This window comes from Streptomyces sp. NPDC003077 (genome assembly GCF_040611095.1).
Taxonomy (GTDB): domain Bacteria; phylum Actinomycetota; class Actinomycetes; order Streptomycetales; family Streptomycetaceae; genus Streptomyces.
This window is the reverse complement of sequence record NZ_JBEXNM010000016.1, coordinates 40481-56215: the sequence shown is the minus strand read 5'-3', so window position 1 is coordinate 56215 and position 15735 is coordinate 40481. Positions and strand designations below refer to the sequence as shown.

The 15735-nt window shown below is 71.8% G+C and carries 13 protein-coding genes; 8 read left to right on the top strand and 5 right to left on the bottom strand.

Annotation, left to right across the window (positions count from 1 at the left end):
* Window positions 1–172: 172 nt before the first annotated feature.
* Window positions 173–784: a sigma-70 family RNA polymerase sigma factor gene (locus tag ABZX96_RS13995; protein WP_355543028.1), complete on the bottom strand. Its 612-nt coding sequence runs from the start codon at window positions 782–784 to the stop codon at window positions 173–175.
* Between the two features lie 647 nt (window positions 785–1431).
* Window positions 1432–2532, bottom strand: a complete 1101-nt coding sequence (locus tag ABZX96_RS13990) for an aminotransferase class V-fold PLP-dependent enzyme (protein WP_355543025.1) — start codon at window positions 2530–2532, stop codon at window positions 1432–1434.
* 697 nt (window positions 2533–3229) lie between these two features.
* Between ABZX96_RS13990 and ABZX96_RS13985 the strand changes: the two genes are divergently transcribed.
* The 8 genes from ABZX96_RS13985 (at window position 3230) to ABZX96_RS13950 (ending at window position 11558) form a co-directional block, all read left to right on the top strand.
* Window positions 3230–3790 (top strand): ABC transporter permease, encoded by a 561-nt coding sequence (locus ABZX96_RS13985; RefSeq protein ID WP_355543234.1) that lies wholly within the window; start codon window positions 3230–3232, stop codon window positions 3788–3790.
* Window positions 3791–3926: 136 nt separating this feature from the next.
* The gene (locus ABZX96_RS13980) at window positions 3927–5054 is read left to right on the top strand and encodes an ABC transporter substrate-binding protein (protein ID WP_355543022.1); all 1128 of its coding nucleotides are present in this window, start codon (window positions 3927–3929) and stop codon (window positions 5052–5054) included.
* Between the two features lie 254 nt (window positions 5055–5308).
* On the top strand, window positions 5309–6109 hold the full coding sequence (locus tag ABZX96_RS13975) for an IclR family transcriptional regulator (RefSeq protein WP_355543019.1): 801 nt from the start codon (window positions 5309–5311) through the stop codon (window positions 6107–6109).
* 171 nt (window positions 6110–6280) lie between these two features.
* Window positions 6281–7537, top strand: coding sequence for a histidine kinase (locus ABZX96_RS13970; RefSeq protein ID WP_355543016.1), 1257 nt, complete (start codon window positions 6281–6283; stop codon window positions 7535–7537).
* Between the two features lie 212 nt (window positions 7538–7749).
* On the top strand, window positions 7750–8412 hold the full coding sequence (locus tag ABZX96_RS13965; protein WP_355543231.1) for a response regulator transcription factor: 663 nt from the start codon (window positions 7750–7752) through the stop codon (window positions 8410–8412).
* 338 nt (window positions 8413–8750) lie between these two features.
* On the top strand, window positions 8751–9017 hold the full coding sequence (locus ABZX96_RS13960; protein WP_355543013.1) for a GlsB/YeaQ/YmgE family stress response membrane protein: 267 nt from the start codon (window positions 8751–8753) through the stop codon (window positions 9015–9017).
* A gap of 399 nt (window positions 9018–9416) precedes the next feature.
* Entirely contained in the window at window positions 9417–10655 is a 1239-nt protein-coding gene (locus ABZX96_RS13955) for a TerD family protein (RefSeq protein WP_355543010.1), read from the top strand.
* A 264-nt stretch (window positions 10656–10919) separates the two neighbouring features.
* A complete protein-coding gene (locus tag ABZX96_RS13950) occupies window positions 10920–11558 on the top strand; it encodes a DUF1963 domain-containing protein (protein WP_355543007.1) in 639 nt (212 codons plus the stop codon).
* 60 nt (window positions 11559–11618) lie between these two features.
* Here ABZX96_RS13950 and ABZX96_RS13945 read toward each other — a convergent pair whose 3' ends face one another.
* The 3 genes from ABZX96_RS13945 to ABZX96_RS13935 form a co-directional block, all read right to left on the bottom strand.
* Window positions 11619–12341 carry a PASTA domain-containing protein gene (locus ABZX96_RS13945; RefSeq protein WP_355543004.1) on the bottom strand — a complete coding sequence of 241 codons (723 nt, stop codon included), beginning with the start codon at window positions 12339–12341 and terminating at the stop codon, window positions 11619–11621.
* A gap of 78 nt (window positions 12342–12419) precedes the next feature.
* Window positions 12420–13424: an LLM class flavin-dependent oxidoreductase gene (locus ABZX96_RS13940; protein ID WP_355543228.1), complete on the bottom strand. Its 1005-nt coding sequence runs from the start codon at window positions 13422–13424 to the stop codon at window positions 12420–12422.
* Between the two features lie 423 nt (window positions 13425–13847).
* Window positions 13848–15326 carry an alkaline phosphatase PhoX gene (locus tag ABZX96_RS13935; protein WP_355543001.1) on the bottom strand — a complete coding sequence of 493 codons (1479 nt, stop codon included), beginning with the start codon at window positions 15324–15326 and terminating at the stop codon, window positions 13848–13850.
* Window positions 15327–15735 lie beyond the last annotated feature (409 nt).

Here is a 15735-nt window from a genome sequence, read left to right as displayed (position 1 = left end):
TCGCGGCCGTCCGGGACGTTTACGCCGTCCGGTCCCTCCGCGTCCCCCAGCCCACCCACACCCTGGCGACCGTCAGAGCCATCCCCGGTCATCGCGCGTCCCTCCCCGTATCCCTGGTCCGTCCCGCCTTCGTGTGCGACGCCCCGCCCTCCCCGCGTCCCACCCTCCGCCCTCAGACATCGTCCCGCGCGCCGTTCGCCGGGCTGGAGGGGTCGGGGGCCGCGGCCAGCCGGTCCGCGAGGTCGCTGAGCGCCGCCCGCAGCCGGGAGGTGGCGGTCGCCTCGGGGATGCCCAGCTCCACCGCGACCTGGCGGTAGGTGCGTCCCGCGAAGCAGGCCAGGTGCATGGCCTCGCGTTGCGGCAGCGGGAGTTCGGCCAGCGCCGCGTGCAGCATCAGGGCGGACCGGGCGTCCGCCGCCCGTGCCGCCTCGGCCTCCGCCCCGGGGAGCCCCCCGGAGGACTCCGGTGGCGCGTCCGTCACCCGGGCGACCGCCTTGTGGTGCGCGAGCATGCTCAGCCATGCGCGCAGTGAACCGTGGCCGGGCACGAAGGCGTACGGATGCGTCCACAGTTCGAGGAACACCTCGCGTGTCACCTCGTCGGCGGTGTGCGCGTTGCAGGTCACGCGCCGCGCCACCGCCCGTACCAGCGCCCCGAAGGCGTCGTACGCCTCCCCGAGCGCGGACTCGTCGCCGTACACCAGCCGCCGCCGCAACTCGTCGTCGCGCGGCGGATACCTGGGCGTCCCGTCCACAGGCACCACCTCGTGAGTGTGTGCTGCCATTCCTAGCGGCCTGGTTTCCCCGGCGGTAGGCATCGGCCCGGCCGAATTGCGTACCGGGGTCGGGAATGGCCTCCGGCCTGGGCTTTGGTGCCCATGGTGTGGAAGTGAAAGAAGTTGACCAAGTGTTCTGTGCTTCCCCCGCGAGGAAGGGCGCGTGAGTGGCGGAGGAAGCGGCGAGGGCCACTCGCTCCTCCGGACGCCGGGCCGCCGGGCCGCGATCTCCGGAGGCCACCGGGTCGTGACGCGCCGGACGGCGGCGGACTTGTCCGCGTACGGACGGAACCCCGTCACCGGCCCGCACGGGCACCCGGCGCCACCGTCCGCCTGTACGTACCGAGCGCCCCTGGTCGCCCCGCGCCACCCCGTCCGGGCCGGTCGTCCTGGCCGGTCCGCGCTCTTGACCACTCGTGTCCACGGGTCACGGACCGGCGCGGGGCGGCCTCACCGACACCGGGCGCGCGGACGGCGCCCTGCGGGTGCGGATCGCGCGGGGCTGGCCCGTTCTGTACGAGTTCCGGGGCTACGAGCTCCGCGATCATGCGTTCCACGGCGCGGACGCCCACGCCCCGACGCCTCTCCGCACCACAACGTACGGCCCGCCCCGTCACCTCTCCGCGCCGCCCCGTACGGCCCGCCCCCGTATCACCTCACCTCACCGCCGGCAGGAGTTCCAGCAGCCGGTCCACATCCGCCGCCGAGTTGTGGAAGTGGAAGGCCGCGCGCAGCAGCCCGGACCGGATGGAGATGCGGACCCCCGCCCGGCTCAGCCGTTCCTCCGCGTCGGTCAGCCCGGGCGTGGAGACGATCGCCGAGCCGGGGGCGGGCACCGGGCGGTGGCCCAGTTCGGCGAGCCCGGCGCGGTACCGGTCGGCCAGCGCGAGGTCGTGAGCGTGGATGGCGGCGACGCCGACCTCCTCGACGAGGGAGAGGGAACGTTCCGCGCCTATGTACGCGTAGTGGGCGTGCGGCTCGTCGTAACGGCGGGCCCCCGGGGCGAACGTGGTCACCGGCCCGTAGTTGGACTCCCCCGGGTCCGCGCCCGCCACCCACCCCGCGTGCAGCGGAACCGGACCACCGGCCGACGCGCCCTCGTCATGATCGGACCACCCCGCCCCCACCTCCTCGCCGAAGGCCAGGAAGGTGGTGCCCCGTGGGCACAGCAGCCACTTGAAGGCCGCGCACACCAGGTAGTCGAAGCGGCCCGCGTCCAGCGGCAGCCAGCCCGCGGCCTGCGTGGCGTCGACGTACGTGCGCGCGCCGTGCGCCCGCGCGGCGGCGCGGATCGCCTCCAGGTCGGCCACCCGGCCGTCGAGCGCCTGCACCGCGCTGAACGCGACCAGCGCCGTCCCCGGCCGTACCGCCTCGGCCAGCTCCGCCAGCGGCGCGGTCCGCAGCTTGATTCCCGGGCGCACGGCGAACGGGTTGACCAGGGAGCTGAAATCGCCCTCCGGCACCAGCACTTCGGCCTCCGCCGGCAGCGTGCCCGCGATCAGCGCGGAGGCCACCGCGACCGAGTTCCCGATCGCCACCCGCTCCGGCCCCACGCGCAGCAACCGGGCGAACGCGGCGCGGGCGCCCCACGCGGGCCCGAAGTAGTCCAGGCCCATGGCCCCGTAGGAGAGCGACTCCTCGATGGCCTCCCGTAGGGCGGCGGCGGACCGCGCGGGAAGCAATCCGCTGGACGCGGTGTTCAGGTACGTCGTCCGGGGCGCGAATTCCGCCGCGGCGAGAGAACGGAGTTCCGGCATGGCCACACTCTGATGTACGGACCACCTTTCGTCCATCGGGCGTTCCGGGGAGTGAGACGACGACGGAGGGCACCGGGGGGCGCCCTTCGCCTGGAGGTCGTCCGCGCGCCGACCGGTCCCCTACGACTCCGCCGCCGCCCGACCACAATGGTCAACGGCGAACGCAGTCCACGGCAGCCCACCGCAACCCCTGCGAATGCGACCGGCATTGTTTGTGGCATGCCGGCGACAAACGATAGGTTGACGCACGCGAGGCCGACGAACGTCGGATACGTCAATTCGCGGGCCGCATGACGAGAATTCCCGCCGAACCACTCGGCCCGTCCCACCACTTGAACCATTCGAACCGGTATGGAGCCGGTGACACGGAAAGCCACGGGGAGCTCCGGAAATGAGAAAGGCGCGACGCGGAGCGAACACGTCCCCCGCTTCGACCGGCACCGAGGAAGGGCCGATAACGCCCTCGTCATCCGCGTCCGCACCCGCACCCGCACCCAGGAACACCGGCCGCGCGGCGTCGTTCTTCCGCACGGTATTGCCTCCCCTCTTCCTCACGGGCGCATTGCTCCTCGTTTGGGAAACCGCCACCCGTTCCGGCGCGGTGGATCCTTTCTACCTCCCTTCCCCGGAAGACCTGGTCCGGCAATTCACCGCCGATCTGCTGCACGGCCCCTTGCCGGCCTACACCCGGGAAACCGTGTGGGAAGCCCTGGCGGGTAGCGGCCTGGGCATCGGTGTCGCCTTGCCGCTGGGTTACCTCATGGCCCGCAGCCGTATCGCCGCGGCGGCACTCCAGCCGTTCATCGCCGCCTCACAGGCGATGCCCGCCGTCGCCATCGCCCCGTTGCTGGCGCTGTGGCTCGGTTACGGCCTGCTGCCCATTGCCGTGCTGTGCGCGCTGCTCGTCTTCTTCCCCGTTCTCGTCAATACGGTTCTGGGTCTGCGATCCGTGGACACGGACGTGATGGGCGCGGCCCGGGTCGACGGGGTGGGGCGGTGGGGAATGCTCTGGTACATCGAATTCCCGCTCGCGCTGCCGAGCGTGCTGGCGGGCGTTCGCAACGGCCTGACGCTCTCCGTAACGGGCGCGGTGGTCGGCGAATTCGTCATGGGCGGTGAAGGACTCGGCCAGCTCCTTTCCGTACAGCGCCAGGAAGCCGACACGGTGGGGCTGTTCGCCACCCTCACCATGATCGGACTGCTGGCCGTCGCCCTGTACGGCCTGACCCGCCTGGTCGAACGCCTCGTCCAGCGCTGACCCGCCCACGGCCGGCCCGTTCCGGCCCAGGTCCCGGTCCCGGCCCTGTCCAGCCCGGCCCGGCGAAAATTCCACCGAGCACCCGCGAAACCACCACCGAGCACCCCGCAGAAACCCCACGAGGAGATCCCCGACCGTGCGCCGCCATGCCTCCCGCTCCCCGCAGACACACCCGGCTCCGGCTCCGAGCCCGACTGCCCAGCCGCGCCGCTCCCGCCCGCACCGCGCGATCGCCGTGGCGCTCGTCTCCGCCCTGACCGCCGCCGCGCTGACGTCCTGCGCCGAAAAACCGGCGAACGCGGACCCGGACCGGAATGCGGGAGGTACCGGCAAGAGCATCACCGTCGGCCTCACCTATACCCCCGACATCCAGTTCGCGGCCTTCTACATGGCCGAGGCGAACGGCTACTACAAAGACGCCGGTCTCAACGTGACCATTCGCCACCACGGCGCCGCGGAAGACATTTTCGGCGCGCTGAAGTCCGGCAAGGAAGACGTCCTCTACGCGGGCGGCACCGAAATGCTCCAGGCACGCTCGAAGAACGTACCGATCGTGAACGTCGCCTCCTTCTACCAGACTTACCCGGTGGCCCTGATCGTCCCCGAGGACTCCCCCATAAAGAAGCCCGCGGACCTGAAGGGACGCACCATCGGCACACCGGGCCCGTACGGCGAGACCTATTACGGTCTGCTCGCACTGCTGAAGGAAGCCGGACTGAAGCCCCAAGACGCCGATATCAAGTACATCGGCTTCACCCAGCACGCCGCTTTGACGGGCAAGAAGGTCGATGGCGTGATGGGGTACCTCAGCAATGACACCGTCGCGTTCGAGGAATCCGGAAAGCCGGTGCGTTCGCTGAAACCCGCGTCCGGCAACGGGGAAGGGAACGACAACGAGAACGACCGGCTGGTGGGTGTCGGCCTCGGCGCCTTGAAGGACACCCTCGGCAAGCGGAAAGAAGACATCCGCGCGTTCGTCTCCGCGTCGCTGCGGGGACTCCGTTACGCCATCGACCACCCGGAGGAAACCGTCACCCGCAGCCAGGAATTCGTCCCCGGCCTCTCCGACCCCCGCCGCCGGAAGAAAGCCCTGGCGATCCTCAAGTCGACCACGGCCCTGATGCGGAACGACAAGAACGGCCTGGGCCACAACGACCCCGGGAAATGGAACCGCATGGCCGACTTCATGCGCGACCAGGGCTTGCTGGACAAGCCCGTCGCTCCCGAAGAGGCTTACACGAACGCGTACCTGCGCGAGCGGTGAGACACAAGCGCGCGGACGAGGGCGGACGCGGCCCCACACGGAGACGTGACACGCGCCGCCTCGCCCCCGACGGACCGGCGGGGGGGCCGCCACCTCACCCCCGGCCGCCCCTTCCCCGACCCCCCGCCCCGCACGCCTCTTGCCCTCCCCCACCCGACGTTCTATATCCTGAACACCGTTTCGAATGATGGACGGTGGGGGCGGTGAGGATGTCGCCCGGCCACGCCGCCGTCCGCACAGAGGGGGCGAGGGCGATGCCGCCGACCGATGGGGAAGGCGCCGCCGGGCGGCGCGGCGCGGACGCCGGTTCGCCGGTCAAGTCCGCGGTGCGGACGGTGGAGCTGCTGGAATTCTTCGCAGGCCGCCCCGGTATGCACAGCCTCGCAGCCGTCCAAGGGGCCCTGAAGTACCCGAAGTCGAGCCTCTACATGCTGCTGCGCACGCTCGTGGAACTGGGCTGGGTGGAGACGGACGCCACGGGCACGCGGTACGGCATCGGCGTCCGGGCCCTGCTGGTCGGCACGTCGTACGTGGACGGTGACGAGGTGGTGGCCGCCGCCCGGCCGACGCTGGACCGCCTCGCGGACGACACCACCGAGACCGTCCACCTGGCCCGCCTGGACGGCACCAACGTCGTCTACCTCGCCACCCGCCGGTCGCAGCACTACCTGCGCCCCTTCACCCGCGTCGGCCGCAGGCTGCCCGCGCACTCCACCTCCCTCGGCAAGGCGCTGCTGGCCACCCACACCGACGAGCAGATCCGCCGGTTGCTGCCCGAGACGCTGCACGCCGTGACCGAGCACACCCTCACCGACCGCCAGCGGCTCATCGAGGAGCTGCACACGGTGCGCGAGCGGGGCTACGCGGTGGACCGGGAGGAGAACACCGTGGGCCTGCGCTGTTTCGGTGTGGCGATCCCGTACCGCACCCCGGCCCGCGACGCGATCAGCTGCTCGGTACCGGTGGCCCGTCTGACTCCGGTCCGCGAACAAATGATCAAGGACGCGCTCCTCGACGCCCGCGACCGCCTGACCCTGGCCACCCGCCGCCTCTGAGGACGTGCGCACCCGACGGCCCACCGAGAGCACGCGGAGCTCACGACGAGACGCGACGGCACCGCATGACGAGACGGCACGCATAACGGGGCGGCACCGCATAACGAGAACCCACCGCATACCAAGAACGCACCGCATAACGAAAACGCACCGTCCCGAGGAGGCGACCCGATGCGGGTGATCCTGCGCCGCTGGGTGCTCCTCGTCATCGGTGGCGCGTTCATGACGCCGTATTTCCTCCTCCTCTCGGTGCTCGTCCCGCTCCTGATCAGGGGCGCCAACCCGTTCACCGATCCGCTCTGGCAGTTCGGGACGTTCGGCGTCGCGCTGCCGTGCGCCGCACTGACCGCGCTGCTCCTGCCGCAACTGCGGACGCTGGAGTCGGCGGCGGTCCGCTCCCTGGGCGGCCTGACGAAGGAAGCGGCGGCGCGACTGGTGGACGCCCCCGCCCACTCGTGGGCCGCGCGGCGGCGCACGGCCCTGTGGTTCACGACGCACCTGGCGGCCGGGGGCGTCGTCAGCGGCATCACCCTGGCCGCGCCCCCGGCCGCGGTGGTGCTCCTCCTCCGACCGGTCGTGCAGCCGGTGCGGTTCTCGGCGCTCGGCCGGCCGGCCGCCTTCGACGGCGTGCCCGGCCCGGTCGCCGGGGTGCTGCTGCTGGCCCTGGTGGCCGGCGCCACATGGGCGGGTGGGTCGCTGCTGGCCCGCTGCGCGCCGCCGCTGCTGGGCCCCACCCCCGCCGACCGGCTCGCCGCGGCCGAACGCCGGGCCGCCGACCTCGCCACCCGCAACCGCCTCGCCCGCGAGCTGCACGACGCGGTGGGACACGCGCTCAGCGCCGTCACCCTCCAGGCCGGCGCGGCCCGCCGGGTGCTGGACCACGACGTGGCGTTCGCCCGGCAGGCGCTGGCCGCCATCGAGGAGACCACCCGCCAGGCGGTCACGGAACTCGACACGGTCCTCGGTCTGCTGCGGGAGGACGACGCCGTGCGCACCACCCCGGCCCCCACGCTGGCCGACCTCGACGGCTTGCTGGACCGCACCCGGGCAGCGGGCGTACGGCTCGACGCGCGGGTCGAGGGCGACGGCACGCGGCTGGCGCCCGTCGTCTCGCGGGAGGCGTACCGCATCGTCCAAGAGGGGCTGAGCAACGCGCTGCGGCACGCCGGACCGGTCCCGGTGCGGCTCCGCGTCGTCATCGGAACGGAAGACCTGAGGATCACGATGGAGAACCCGACGGGCCCGCGACCAGGGCCCCCGACACCGGCCGCACCGATCGCGGCCGAACAGCCCGCCCGCCCCGGCGGCGGCCACGGCCTGCGCGGCATCGCCGACCGCGCCCACCTGCTCGGCGGCGAGGCACGGGCCGCCACCCACGGCGACACCTGGCACCTGACGGCCCGTCTCCCCCTGGCAGCCGCCACATGAACACGACGCGGCACCACGCCCCCGGAACCGCCCACCACCACTCCCAGGCAAGCGCCGACGACTCCCCCGGGACCACCAGCCCTCCTCCCACCGGCGCCCCACTGCAAGCCTCGTCCGCAGAAGGCGAGCCACCCACCGCCCCGACCCCCGGCCCGAGTCCCGCACCGGCCCCCGCGCCCATCCCCACCCCCGTCCCCGTCCCCGTCCCCCGCCTGCGGATCGTCCTCGCCGACGACGAACTCATGGTCCGCACAGCGCTGCGCGCCATCCTGGCCGCCGAACCGGACATGGCGGTCGTCGGCGAGGCCGCGACCGGCGCCGAGGCGGTGTCCCTGGTCCGCGCCCTGCGCCCCGACGTCGTCCTCATGGACGTCCGCATGCCGCGGACCGACGGCATCCGCGCGACCGAGCTCCTGCTCACCGGCCTGTCCGAGCCGCCGCGCGTCATCGTCGTCACGACCTTCGAGAACGATTCGTACGTGTACGACGCCCTGCGCGCGGGCGCGAACGGGTTCCTGCTGAAGCGGGCGAGCGCGGACGAGCTGGTCCAGGCCGTCCGCCTGGTGGCGCGCAGCGACAGCCTGCTGTTCCCCGCCGCGGTGCGCACCCTGGCCGCCCGGTACGCCGGGGCGCGCGCCGAGCGGGACGCGGCGCGGAGGATGCGGGCGCGCCTGACCGGCCGCGAGGCCGAGGTGCTGCGCCTGATGGCCAGGGGCCTGACGAACGCGGAGATCGCGGACGAGCTGGCGGTCGGGGCCGCCACGGTGAAGACGCACGTCGCGGGTGTGCTGGCCAAGCTCGGCGCCCGCGACCGCATCCAGGCGGTGATCGCCGCCTACGAATGCGGCTTCGCCGGGACGGACGGCACCGGCTGACGTCCTCCCGTCCGATTCGTTCCCCGCCAGGAGCAACTACGGGCGGCTCCGCTGCGTCCTTGTAATCAGCAACCAACACCGGTCGGCAACAAACACCCGTCGGCGACAAACACCACCCGCGTGGTCACAAACAGCAAATCAGCAACACCACAAACGCAACCGAACCGACACCGCACACACAACACCGCGTCACCGCGTCACCGCACAGACGACAACGCGACAACGCGGCACCGCACACACGACAACGCAGCGCACGACAGCCCACCGTCCGCAGGCCACGAGCCACGGGCAAGCGGCCGAAGAACAGACACCGCGCGCGGGGAACGAGGAACGCAACCATGGGCATCGTCAGCTGGCTCGTACTGGGACTGGTCGCCGGCGTCATCGCCAAGATCCTGCTGCCCGGCCGGGACCCGGGCGGTCTCGTGGGCACGACGCTGACCGGCATCGTCGGCTCCTTCGTCGGCGGCTGGCTCTCCACCCGCATCCTGGACCGGCCCATCCCGAAGGACTTCTTCGACCCGTCCATGTGGATCGCCGCCATCGCCGGCTCCCTGGTGCTCCTGATCGCCTACCGCCTGCTGTTCGGCAACTCCCGCCGCTGACCGCGGACCCGGGCGGCAGCCGAATCCGCCACCGGACGCCGACGACGAGACATCCCGACGACGAGACGGCCGGAGCCCACCGGGCCCCGGCCGTCTCTCGTACACGCACCTCGCCGCCTCATCCCTTACCGCCGACCACTCCCACCACCACCCCCACAATCACCACCGCGATCAGGAACTTCACGATCCACCGCAACGGGAACACCCCACCGTCCTCCCTCCCGCACCACCACGGCCACGCGGCACCGTACCGGCCCGGCGCCCGTCTGTCCGCCCCCGGCAAAGGGCGCGAAAGACGCGAAAGAGCAGCCGGACCGTCGGGGAACGCGCCCCCTGCCCCCGGTGCCGAGGTAACGGAACCGCAAAAGCCGACCGTTCGTTACCCCTGACATGACCGCTATGACTCCTGGCTCGAATCTCCCGCTCACCGCCACGCGGGTGGCGGTGGACGTCACCGCCCCCGTGCGGCTGGACGTGTCGGGTCTGCTGCTCACCGCCGCCGGAAAGGTGCGTTCCGACGACGACTTCGTCTTCTACAACCAGCCCAACGGGCCGGGCGTGACCCACACCTCCGGCGCCGGTGGCTCGGGGGACACCATCACGGTGGACACCTCGGCGGTGCCGGACGGCATCGAGAAGATCGTCGTCACGGCGAGCCTGGACGCGCCGGGTGCGACGTTCGCCGGGACGGAGCCGACGGGGACGGTCCGCGACGCGGTCGGCGGCGGCGTGATCGCCACGTTCACCCCGCCGCGGCTCGGGGCGGAGACGGCACTGGTGGTCGTCGAGATCTACCGCCGCAACGGCGCGTGGAAGGTCCGCGCCGTCGGACAGGGCTACGCCAACGGGCTGGCCGGCATCGCCACGGACTTCGGCGTCAGCGTCGAGGAACCGGCCACCGAGACCGCTCCCCCCGCCCCGCAGGCACCCCCGGCCCCGGCGGCACCGACCGCTCCCCCGGCCCCGGCCGCCCCCTCTGCCCCCGCGCAGCCCTCCGGCCAGTGGGGGCCGCCGGCCGGCGCCCCCGCCCCCGTCGCCCCGCCGCCCGCCCCCGGCGCCGGGAAGATCAACCTCGACAAGGGCCGCGTCAGCCTCCAGAAGAACCAGACCGTCTCACTCGTCAAGGGCGGCCGTCCGCTCCTCAGCTCCGTACGGATGGGCCTGGGCTGGGAACCGGCCTTCCGCGGCAAGGACATCGACCTCGACGCCTCGGTCATCGCGTACGGCCCGGACCGCAAGAAGATCGACAACTGCTTCTTCGGCAAGCTCGTCATCCTCAACGGCGCCATCCAGCACTCCGGCGACAACCTCACCGGCGAGGGCTCCGGCGACGACGAAGCCATCACCGTCCACCTCGGCGGCCTCCCCCCGCAGGTCACCGGCCTGGTCTTCACGGTGAACTCCTTCTCCGGCCAGAAGTTCACCGACGTCGCCAAGGCCTACTGCCGCCTGGTCGACGACCTCACCGGCGAGGAACTGGTCCGCTTCGAACTGACCGGCTCCGAAAAGCGCACCGGCGTCCTGATGGCCAAGCTCATCCGCCAGTTCTCCGGCGAATGGGAAATGACCGCCCTCGGCGAATTCGTCGACTCCCGCACCGTGCGCGGAATGGTCAAGCCGGGGGCGGCGGCGCTGTAATCGCGCCTGCTCAGGGGGCCGATGACAACGGCTGCCCGGCGCACGGGCACGCAGGCCGCGATCAGGCCCCAGAAACGCGGTCGCAAGATCGCGCGCGTTCCCCGGCACCTCGGGCATAACCAAAAGCCTTGATCGTCTCCCATTCGTCTCCCATTCGTCTTCCATCGCGACCCCGAGCCGGCTACGAAAGCCGCTCGGGGTCGCGTCGAAGGCGATGTCATTGGTGTGATCTAAAGTCACCTGAAGTCGCCTAAAGTCCCGGCCATGACGACTCTGATGATCGAAGCCGGTCCCTCCGCACCGGATGCACTGGTGACCCGGACCGGTGGAGTGCCGCTGGCACCGGCCTGCACCGAATGGCCATATTGCGCATCGTGTGAAGGTCCGATGCAATTCCTCGCCCAAGTCGTCCTGAACGATCTCGGAGAGGGTGACGAGGAGGGCAGGCAAGGGGTCCTGGCCCTGTTCGCGTGCCAGAACGACCCGGGCATGTGCGACGACTGGGATCCGCACTCCGGAGGCAACCGGGCCTTGCTCTTCCCACCGGACGGCCTTGAGCCGTTGCCCCAGCCGGAGGCGGAAGCACCGCTCGCACTCGGTGAGGTTCGGGCCGTCGTCCTGGAGCGGGCGTCCGAGGACGACTACGACCCGGCCCGCGAAGCATGGGCAGCGGAAAGCGGACGCCCCGAATCGTCGGTGCTTGGGCAGCTCGGAGGACATCCCGCCTGGATTCAGGCGGACGAGACCCCGTCCTGTCCCTCATGCGCCCGCGCGATGTCGTTCATCGTCCAGCTTGAGGAAGGCCCGGATCACAGCACCGCCATGAACTTCGGCGGCGCGGGCTGTGCCTACGCGTTCGCCTGCGAACCGTGTGGTCAGGCATTGTTGCTGTGGCAGTGCTGAGGCCGACGTCAGAAGGCAGCCGCTGAAGCCCCGTCACTACAGCAGCGCAGCCCCGCCCCCTCACCCGCACGACTCCTCGAACTTGACCACGCCGAACGACACCGGCCGACCGTCGAGCTTCGCTCCCGCGGCCGGGTCCTGGGTGCAGACCTTCCAGTTGGATTCCACGATTACGAGTCGGCTCTGCCCGCTCGCGTCCTTCACCGTGATACCGGTGTTGGTCTCCAGTGACTGGCGGGCGACCTTCATCGACTTGCCGCGCAGGTCCGGCATGGTGGCGCTCGCGCGGGTGGGCTTGTCGGCGCCGGCGTCGTCCGACGGGCAGGACTCTTCGAGTTTCACCGTGCCGAAGTCGATGGTGGCGGTGGTGTCGACGGTGCCGGGGCCCGGGGACTGGGTGCAGACCTTCCAATGCCGGTCCATCACCTGCATGCGTCCGCGTCCCAGGGCGTCGTGGCTGCGGAGGGAGTAGAAACCGGCGGCCTGGGCGCTGTCCTGGGCGCTCTGCAGTCCCTTTCCGACGAGGTCGGGGAGCTGGGCCTTACGGGGGGAGGCGGCCTGCGCCGGTTCCGTGGCTCCGCCGGACGTGCCCGTGGCCGTGCCGTCCGCGGCCGTGGTGGTGGCCGGTTTCGGCTCGGCCTTGGCGCCGCCGTCCGTGGGCTGGCAGGCGGTAAGGGCGAGACAGGCCGTGGCGGCGAGCGTCAGGGCGGTGATGGTGGTGGTCCGGTGCATGGTTCCCTCGGAACGGGTGGTGCGGGGTGACGGTGGGATGACCTTCGACATGGGCAAAGGGTTGTACGGCGCATCCGTCTCCGCGTCCGATGCGGGTCCGGCCCCGCGAAGTGCCCCGTCCCTCTCTCCCTACATGCCCGTTCCCAGCTCCTTCGCCACCCGTCCCAGCCGCTCGTACGACTCCATCAGCGCTTCTCGGTCGTAGGTGCTGGTGGTGACCAGTACCTCGTCCGCGCGGGTGCGGGCGAGGAGGGTTTCGAGGGCGGCGGTCACCTCGGCCTCGGTGCCGTGGAGGTGTCCGCGCAGGCCCGACTCGTAGAACTCGCGCTGGCGGGGGGACATGGCGGGCTCGCGGGCGAGGACGGCCTCGGCCGGTTCGAGGGGCGGGAAGACGCCGTGGGTGCGGGAGTAGGCCATCGACCAGGCCTCGGGGACGAGCAGCCGCCGGGCGCGCTCGGTGGTCTCGGCGACGGCGACGGTGCCGGAGACGACGACGTAGGGGCGGTCCCACAGGGGCGAGGGGCGGAAGGCGGCGCGGTAGGCGTCGATGGCCTCGTACATCCGTTGGCGTCCCTGGAAGTCTCCGATGACCAGGGCGAGACCGGCCTCGGCCGCGATCCGTGCGCCCGCGCCGGTGGCCAGGACGAAGGCGGGCACCCGCAGGCCCTCGGCCGGACGGGCGTGCACCTGCGGGTGGGCCTGCTGCTCGCCGGTGAAGTAGCCGATCAGTTCGGTGAGCTGGTCGGCGAAGTGGTCGGCGGCGTCCTTGTCGGTCCCCAGGGCGCGGCGGATGCCGTCGGTGAACCCGACCGAGCGGCCCAGCCCCATGTCGATCCGGCCGGGGAAGAGGGATGCCAGCACCCCGAACTGTTCGGCGACCACCAACGGCCGGTGGTTGGGCAGCATCACGCCGCCCGTGCCGACCCGGATGGTGGAGGTCGCCGAGGCCACGGCCGCGGCGAGCACGGTCGGGGCGGAGCCGGCGACGCCCGGCACGCTGTGGTGTTCGGAGACCCAGAAGCGGTGGAAGCCGAGTTCTTCGACGTGCCGGGCCAGACGCAGGGTGTCGTGCAGCGCCTCCGCCTCCGGGCGGCCCTGGCGGGTGCGGGAGCGGTCCAGGACGGAGAAGCGCACCCCGCCGCCGGGCCTGGGCGGCGGCGGGGCGGTCGGCGCGGTGGCCGGTTCCGTCCCGTCCGCCGTCGTGGGTTCCGTCGCCTGTGCCGTCGTCCGTGTCGTCTCGCTCACCTTTGGTTCAACGCGTGGGGGCATCGGTGATTCCTGCGTGCGGCGGCGCGTTGCCGGGGGTGGCGGATTGCCGAGGGGGCAGCGAATTTTCAACGGGGTTGCGGACGGCCGTGCGTCCTCGTCAACCGTGGTGACGGCATAGCAAGCGGTAGACAGCGTCTACGAGGAATAGTAGACGCTGTCTACAAGCCCACAGGGCGCAGGGCACCGGGCACAGGTCGCACCCACGGCCGGCATGACGTCATGGATCGAACCCGTAGACACCGTCTACCAACGAACCGGGCCCCAGCCCCAAGCCCGGCCCTCCCCCACCTACCCCCGCCCCACCCGCTGCCGCCGCCACGGCCCCGTGATCGCGAGCATGATCCCCGGCTCCTGGATGTTGGCGAACAGGGTGCGGCCGTCCGGGGAGAAGACGGGGCCGGTGAACTCGCTGTACGCCGGGTTCTCGGGGGTGCCGATGTTGAGTTCGTTGCGGGCGATGGGGTACGTGCGGCCGTCGTCCGTGGCGCCGAAGAGGTGCTGCACGCCGGCGCCGTCCTCGGCGATGATCAGGCCGCCGTAGGGCGAGACGGTGATGTTGTCGGGGCCGTCGAAGGCGCCGTCCCGGCCCGGGTCGGGGTTGACGCCGAGGAGGACCTTCAGCGTCAGGGTGCGGCGCCGGGGGTTGTAGAACCAGACCTGCCCGTCGTGGTGGACCGGGCTGTCCAGGCGGCCGTAGGACGAGACGAGGTACGCGCCGCCGTCCGCCCACCACATGCCCTCCAGCTTGAGGGCGCGGGTGACCTCGCCGTCGCCGAACTGCTTGCGGACGGGGACGTCGCGGGCGTCCCGGTCGGGGACCTCGACCCAGTCGACGCCGTAGACGGTGCCGGTCTTGGTGGCGCGGGAGAGGTCGTCGACGAACCGGCCGCCGGAGTCGAAGCAGCGGGGCGCCTCCAGGATGCCCGCGTCCGCGTCCAGGGTGCGCAGCCGGCCGCGGCCGTGTTCGAAGTCGTGCGGCGGGGTCCAGCGGTAGAAGAGGCCGTTGGGCTTGGCGGCGTCCTCGGTGAGGTAGAGGCGACCGCTGCGCGGGTCCACGACGACGGCCTCGTGCGCGTAGCGGCCCAGCGCCTTGATCGGGTGCGGGGTGCGCGGGCGGCGGTCGTACGGGTCCACCTCGAAGACGTAGCCGTGGTCCTTGGTCATGCCGTTCTGGCCGGCCTTGTCCTCGGTCTCCTCGCAGGTCAGCCAGGTGCCCCAGGGGGTGCGCCCGCCCGCGCAGTTGGTGGAGGTGCCCGCGATGCCGACCCACTCACCGACGTGCCGGCCGTCCCGGGAGATCTCCACGACGGTGCAGCCGCCGGCCGCCGCGGGGTCGTAGACCAGGCCCTCGGTCAGCGGTACGGGGTGCGGCCACTTGGCGCGCGGGCCGCCGAGTTCGTGGTTGTTGACGAGCAGCGTGGTGCCGCGCGGGCCTTCGAAGGTGGCGGTGCCGTCGTGGTTGGAGGGGGTGAACTCGCCGCTCTCCAGCTTGGTGACGCCGGTGTGGGTGATGACGCGGTACGAGAAGCCGGCGGGCAGCGCCAGGAGGCCCTTCGGGTCGGGGATCAGCGGCCCGTACCCCAGCCGGTGCCGGTCGCCCGCGTGCTCCGCCCCGGCCGCCCCGGCCCCGTCGGCGCCGACCACGTCGGTCGTGTCGGCCGCGAGCGCGCCGGGCGCGGTGGCCAGTACGCCGACGCTGCCGGCCAGCGCGATTCCGGCGCCGGTGGAGGCGGAACGCCTGGCGAAGTCTCTGCGGCTGAGCGACATGGTCATCTCCTGGAGGGCTGGTGACGTCTCCCGTGCGCCTGCGCCGAACACCCTCCCGTGCGCCGGGGAACGGCAGTTGAACGCCGAACGTCGGGCAGGGAGCGTTTCTCCGTGATCCTCAGCCGGAAAAGACCATGGCATACAAGGTCGATAGCGGCATTAAGGCAGTAAGCGCAAGATTTCTGGCATACCGCCTTGACCGTCGCCCGCCCCGGCAATAGACAGTCCCTACCTGCATCACCCGTAAGGAAGCGCAAGGAGGCGCCGGGCACGCGACCGTGCGAAGACGTCCGCACGGGCGGCCCGCCCCCTCCAGCAGGGCCGGCCGCCCTCGGCGGCCCGGCCTCGTCCAGCGAACGCGGTCCCGCCCCGCGGCCGTGCGCGTCCGTGCCGGCCATGCCGGTTCCAC

Coding starts and splice junctions, on each gene's coding strand:
- ABZX96_RS13960 (WP_355543013.1), top strand. CDS start 8,751: ATGGGCATCGTCAGCTGGCTCGTACTGGGACTGGTCGCCGGCGTCATC.
- ABZX96_RS13975 (WP_355543019.1), top strand. CDS start 5,309: ATGCCGCCGACCGATGGGGAAGGCGCCGCCGGGCGGCGCGGCGCGGAC.
- ABZX96_RS13945 (WP_355543004.1), bottom strand. CDS start 12,341: ATGTCGAAGGTCATCCCACCGTCACCCCGCACCACCCGTTCCGAGGGA.
- ABZX96_RS13995 (WP_355543028.1), bottom strand. CDS start 784: ATGGCAGCACACACTCACGAGGTGGTGCCTGTGGACGGGACGCCCAGG.
- ABZX96_RS13955 (WP_355543010.1), top strand. CDS start 9,417: ATGACTCCTGGCTCGAATCTCCCGCTCACCGCCACGCGGGTGGCGGTG.
- ABZX96_RS13970 (WP_355543016.1), top strand. CDS start 6,281: ATGCGGGTGATCCTGCGCCGCTGGGTGCTCCTCGTCATCGGTGGCGCG.
- ABZX96_RS13990 (WP_355543025.1), bottom strand. CDS start 2,532: ATGCCGGAACTCCGTTCTCTCGCCGCGGCGGAATTCGCGCCCCGGACG.
- ABZX96_RS13950 (WP_355543007.1), top strand. CDS start 10,920: ATGACGACTCTGATGATCGAAGCCGGTCCCTCCGCACCGGATGCACTG.
- ABZX96_RS13935 (WP_355543001.1), bottom strand. CDS start 15,326: ATGTCGCTCAGCCGCAGAGACTTCGCCAGGCGTTCCGCCTCCACCGGC.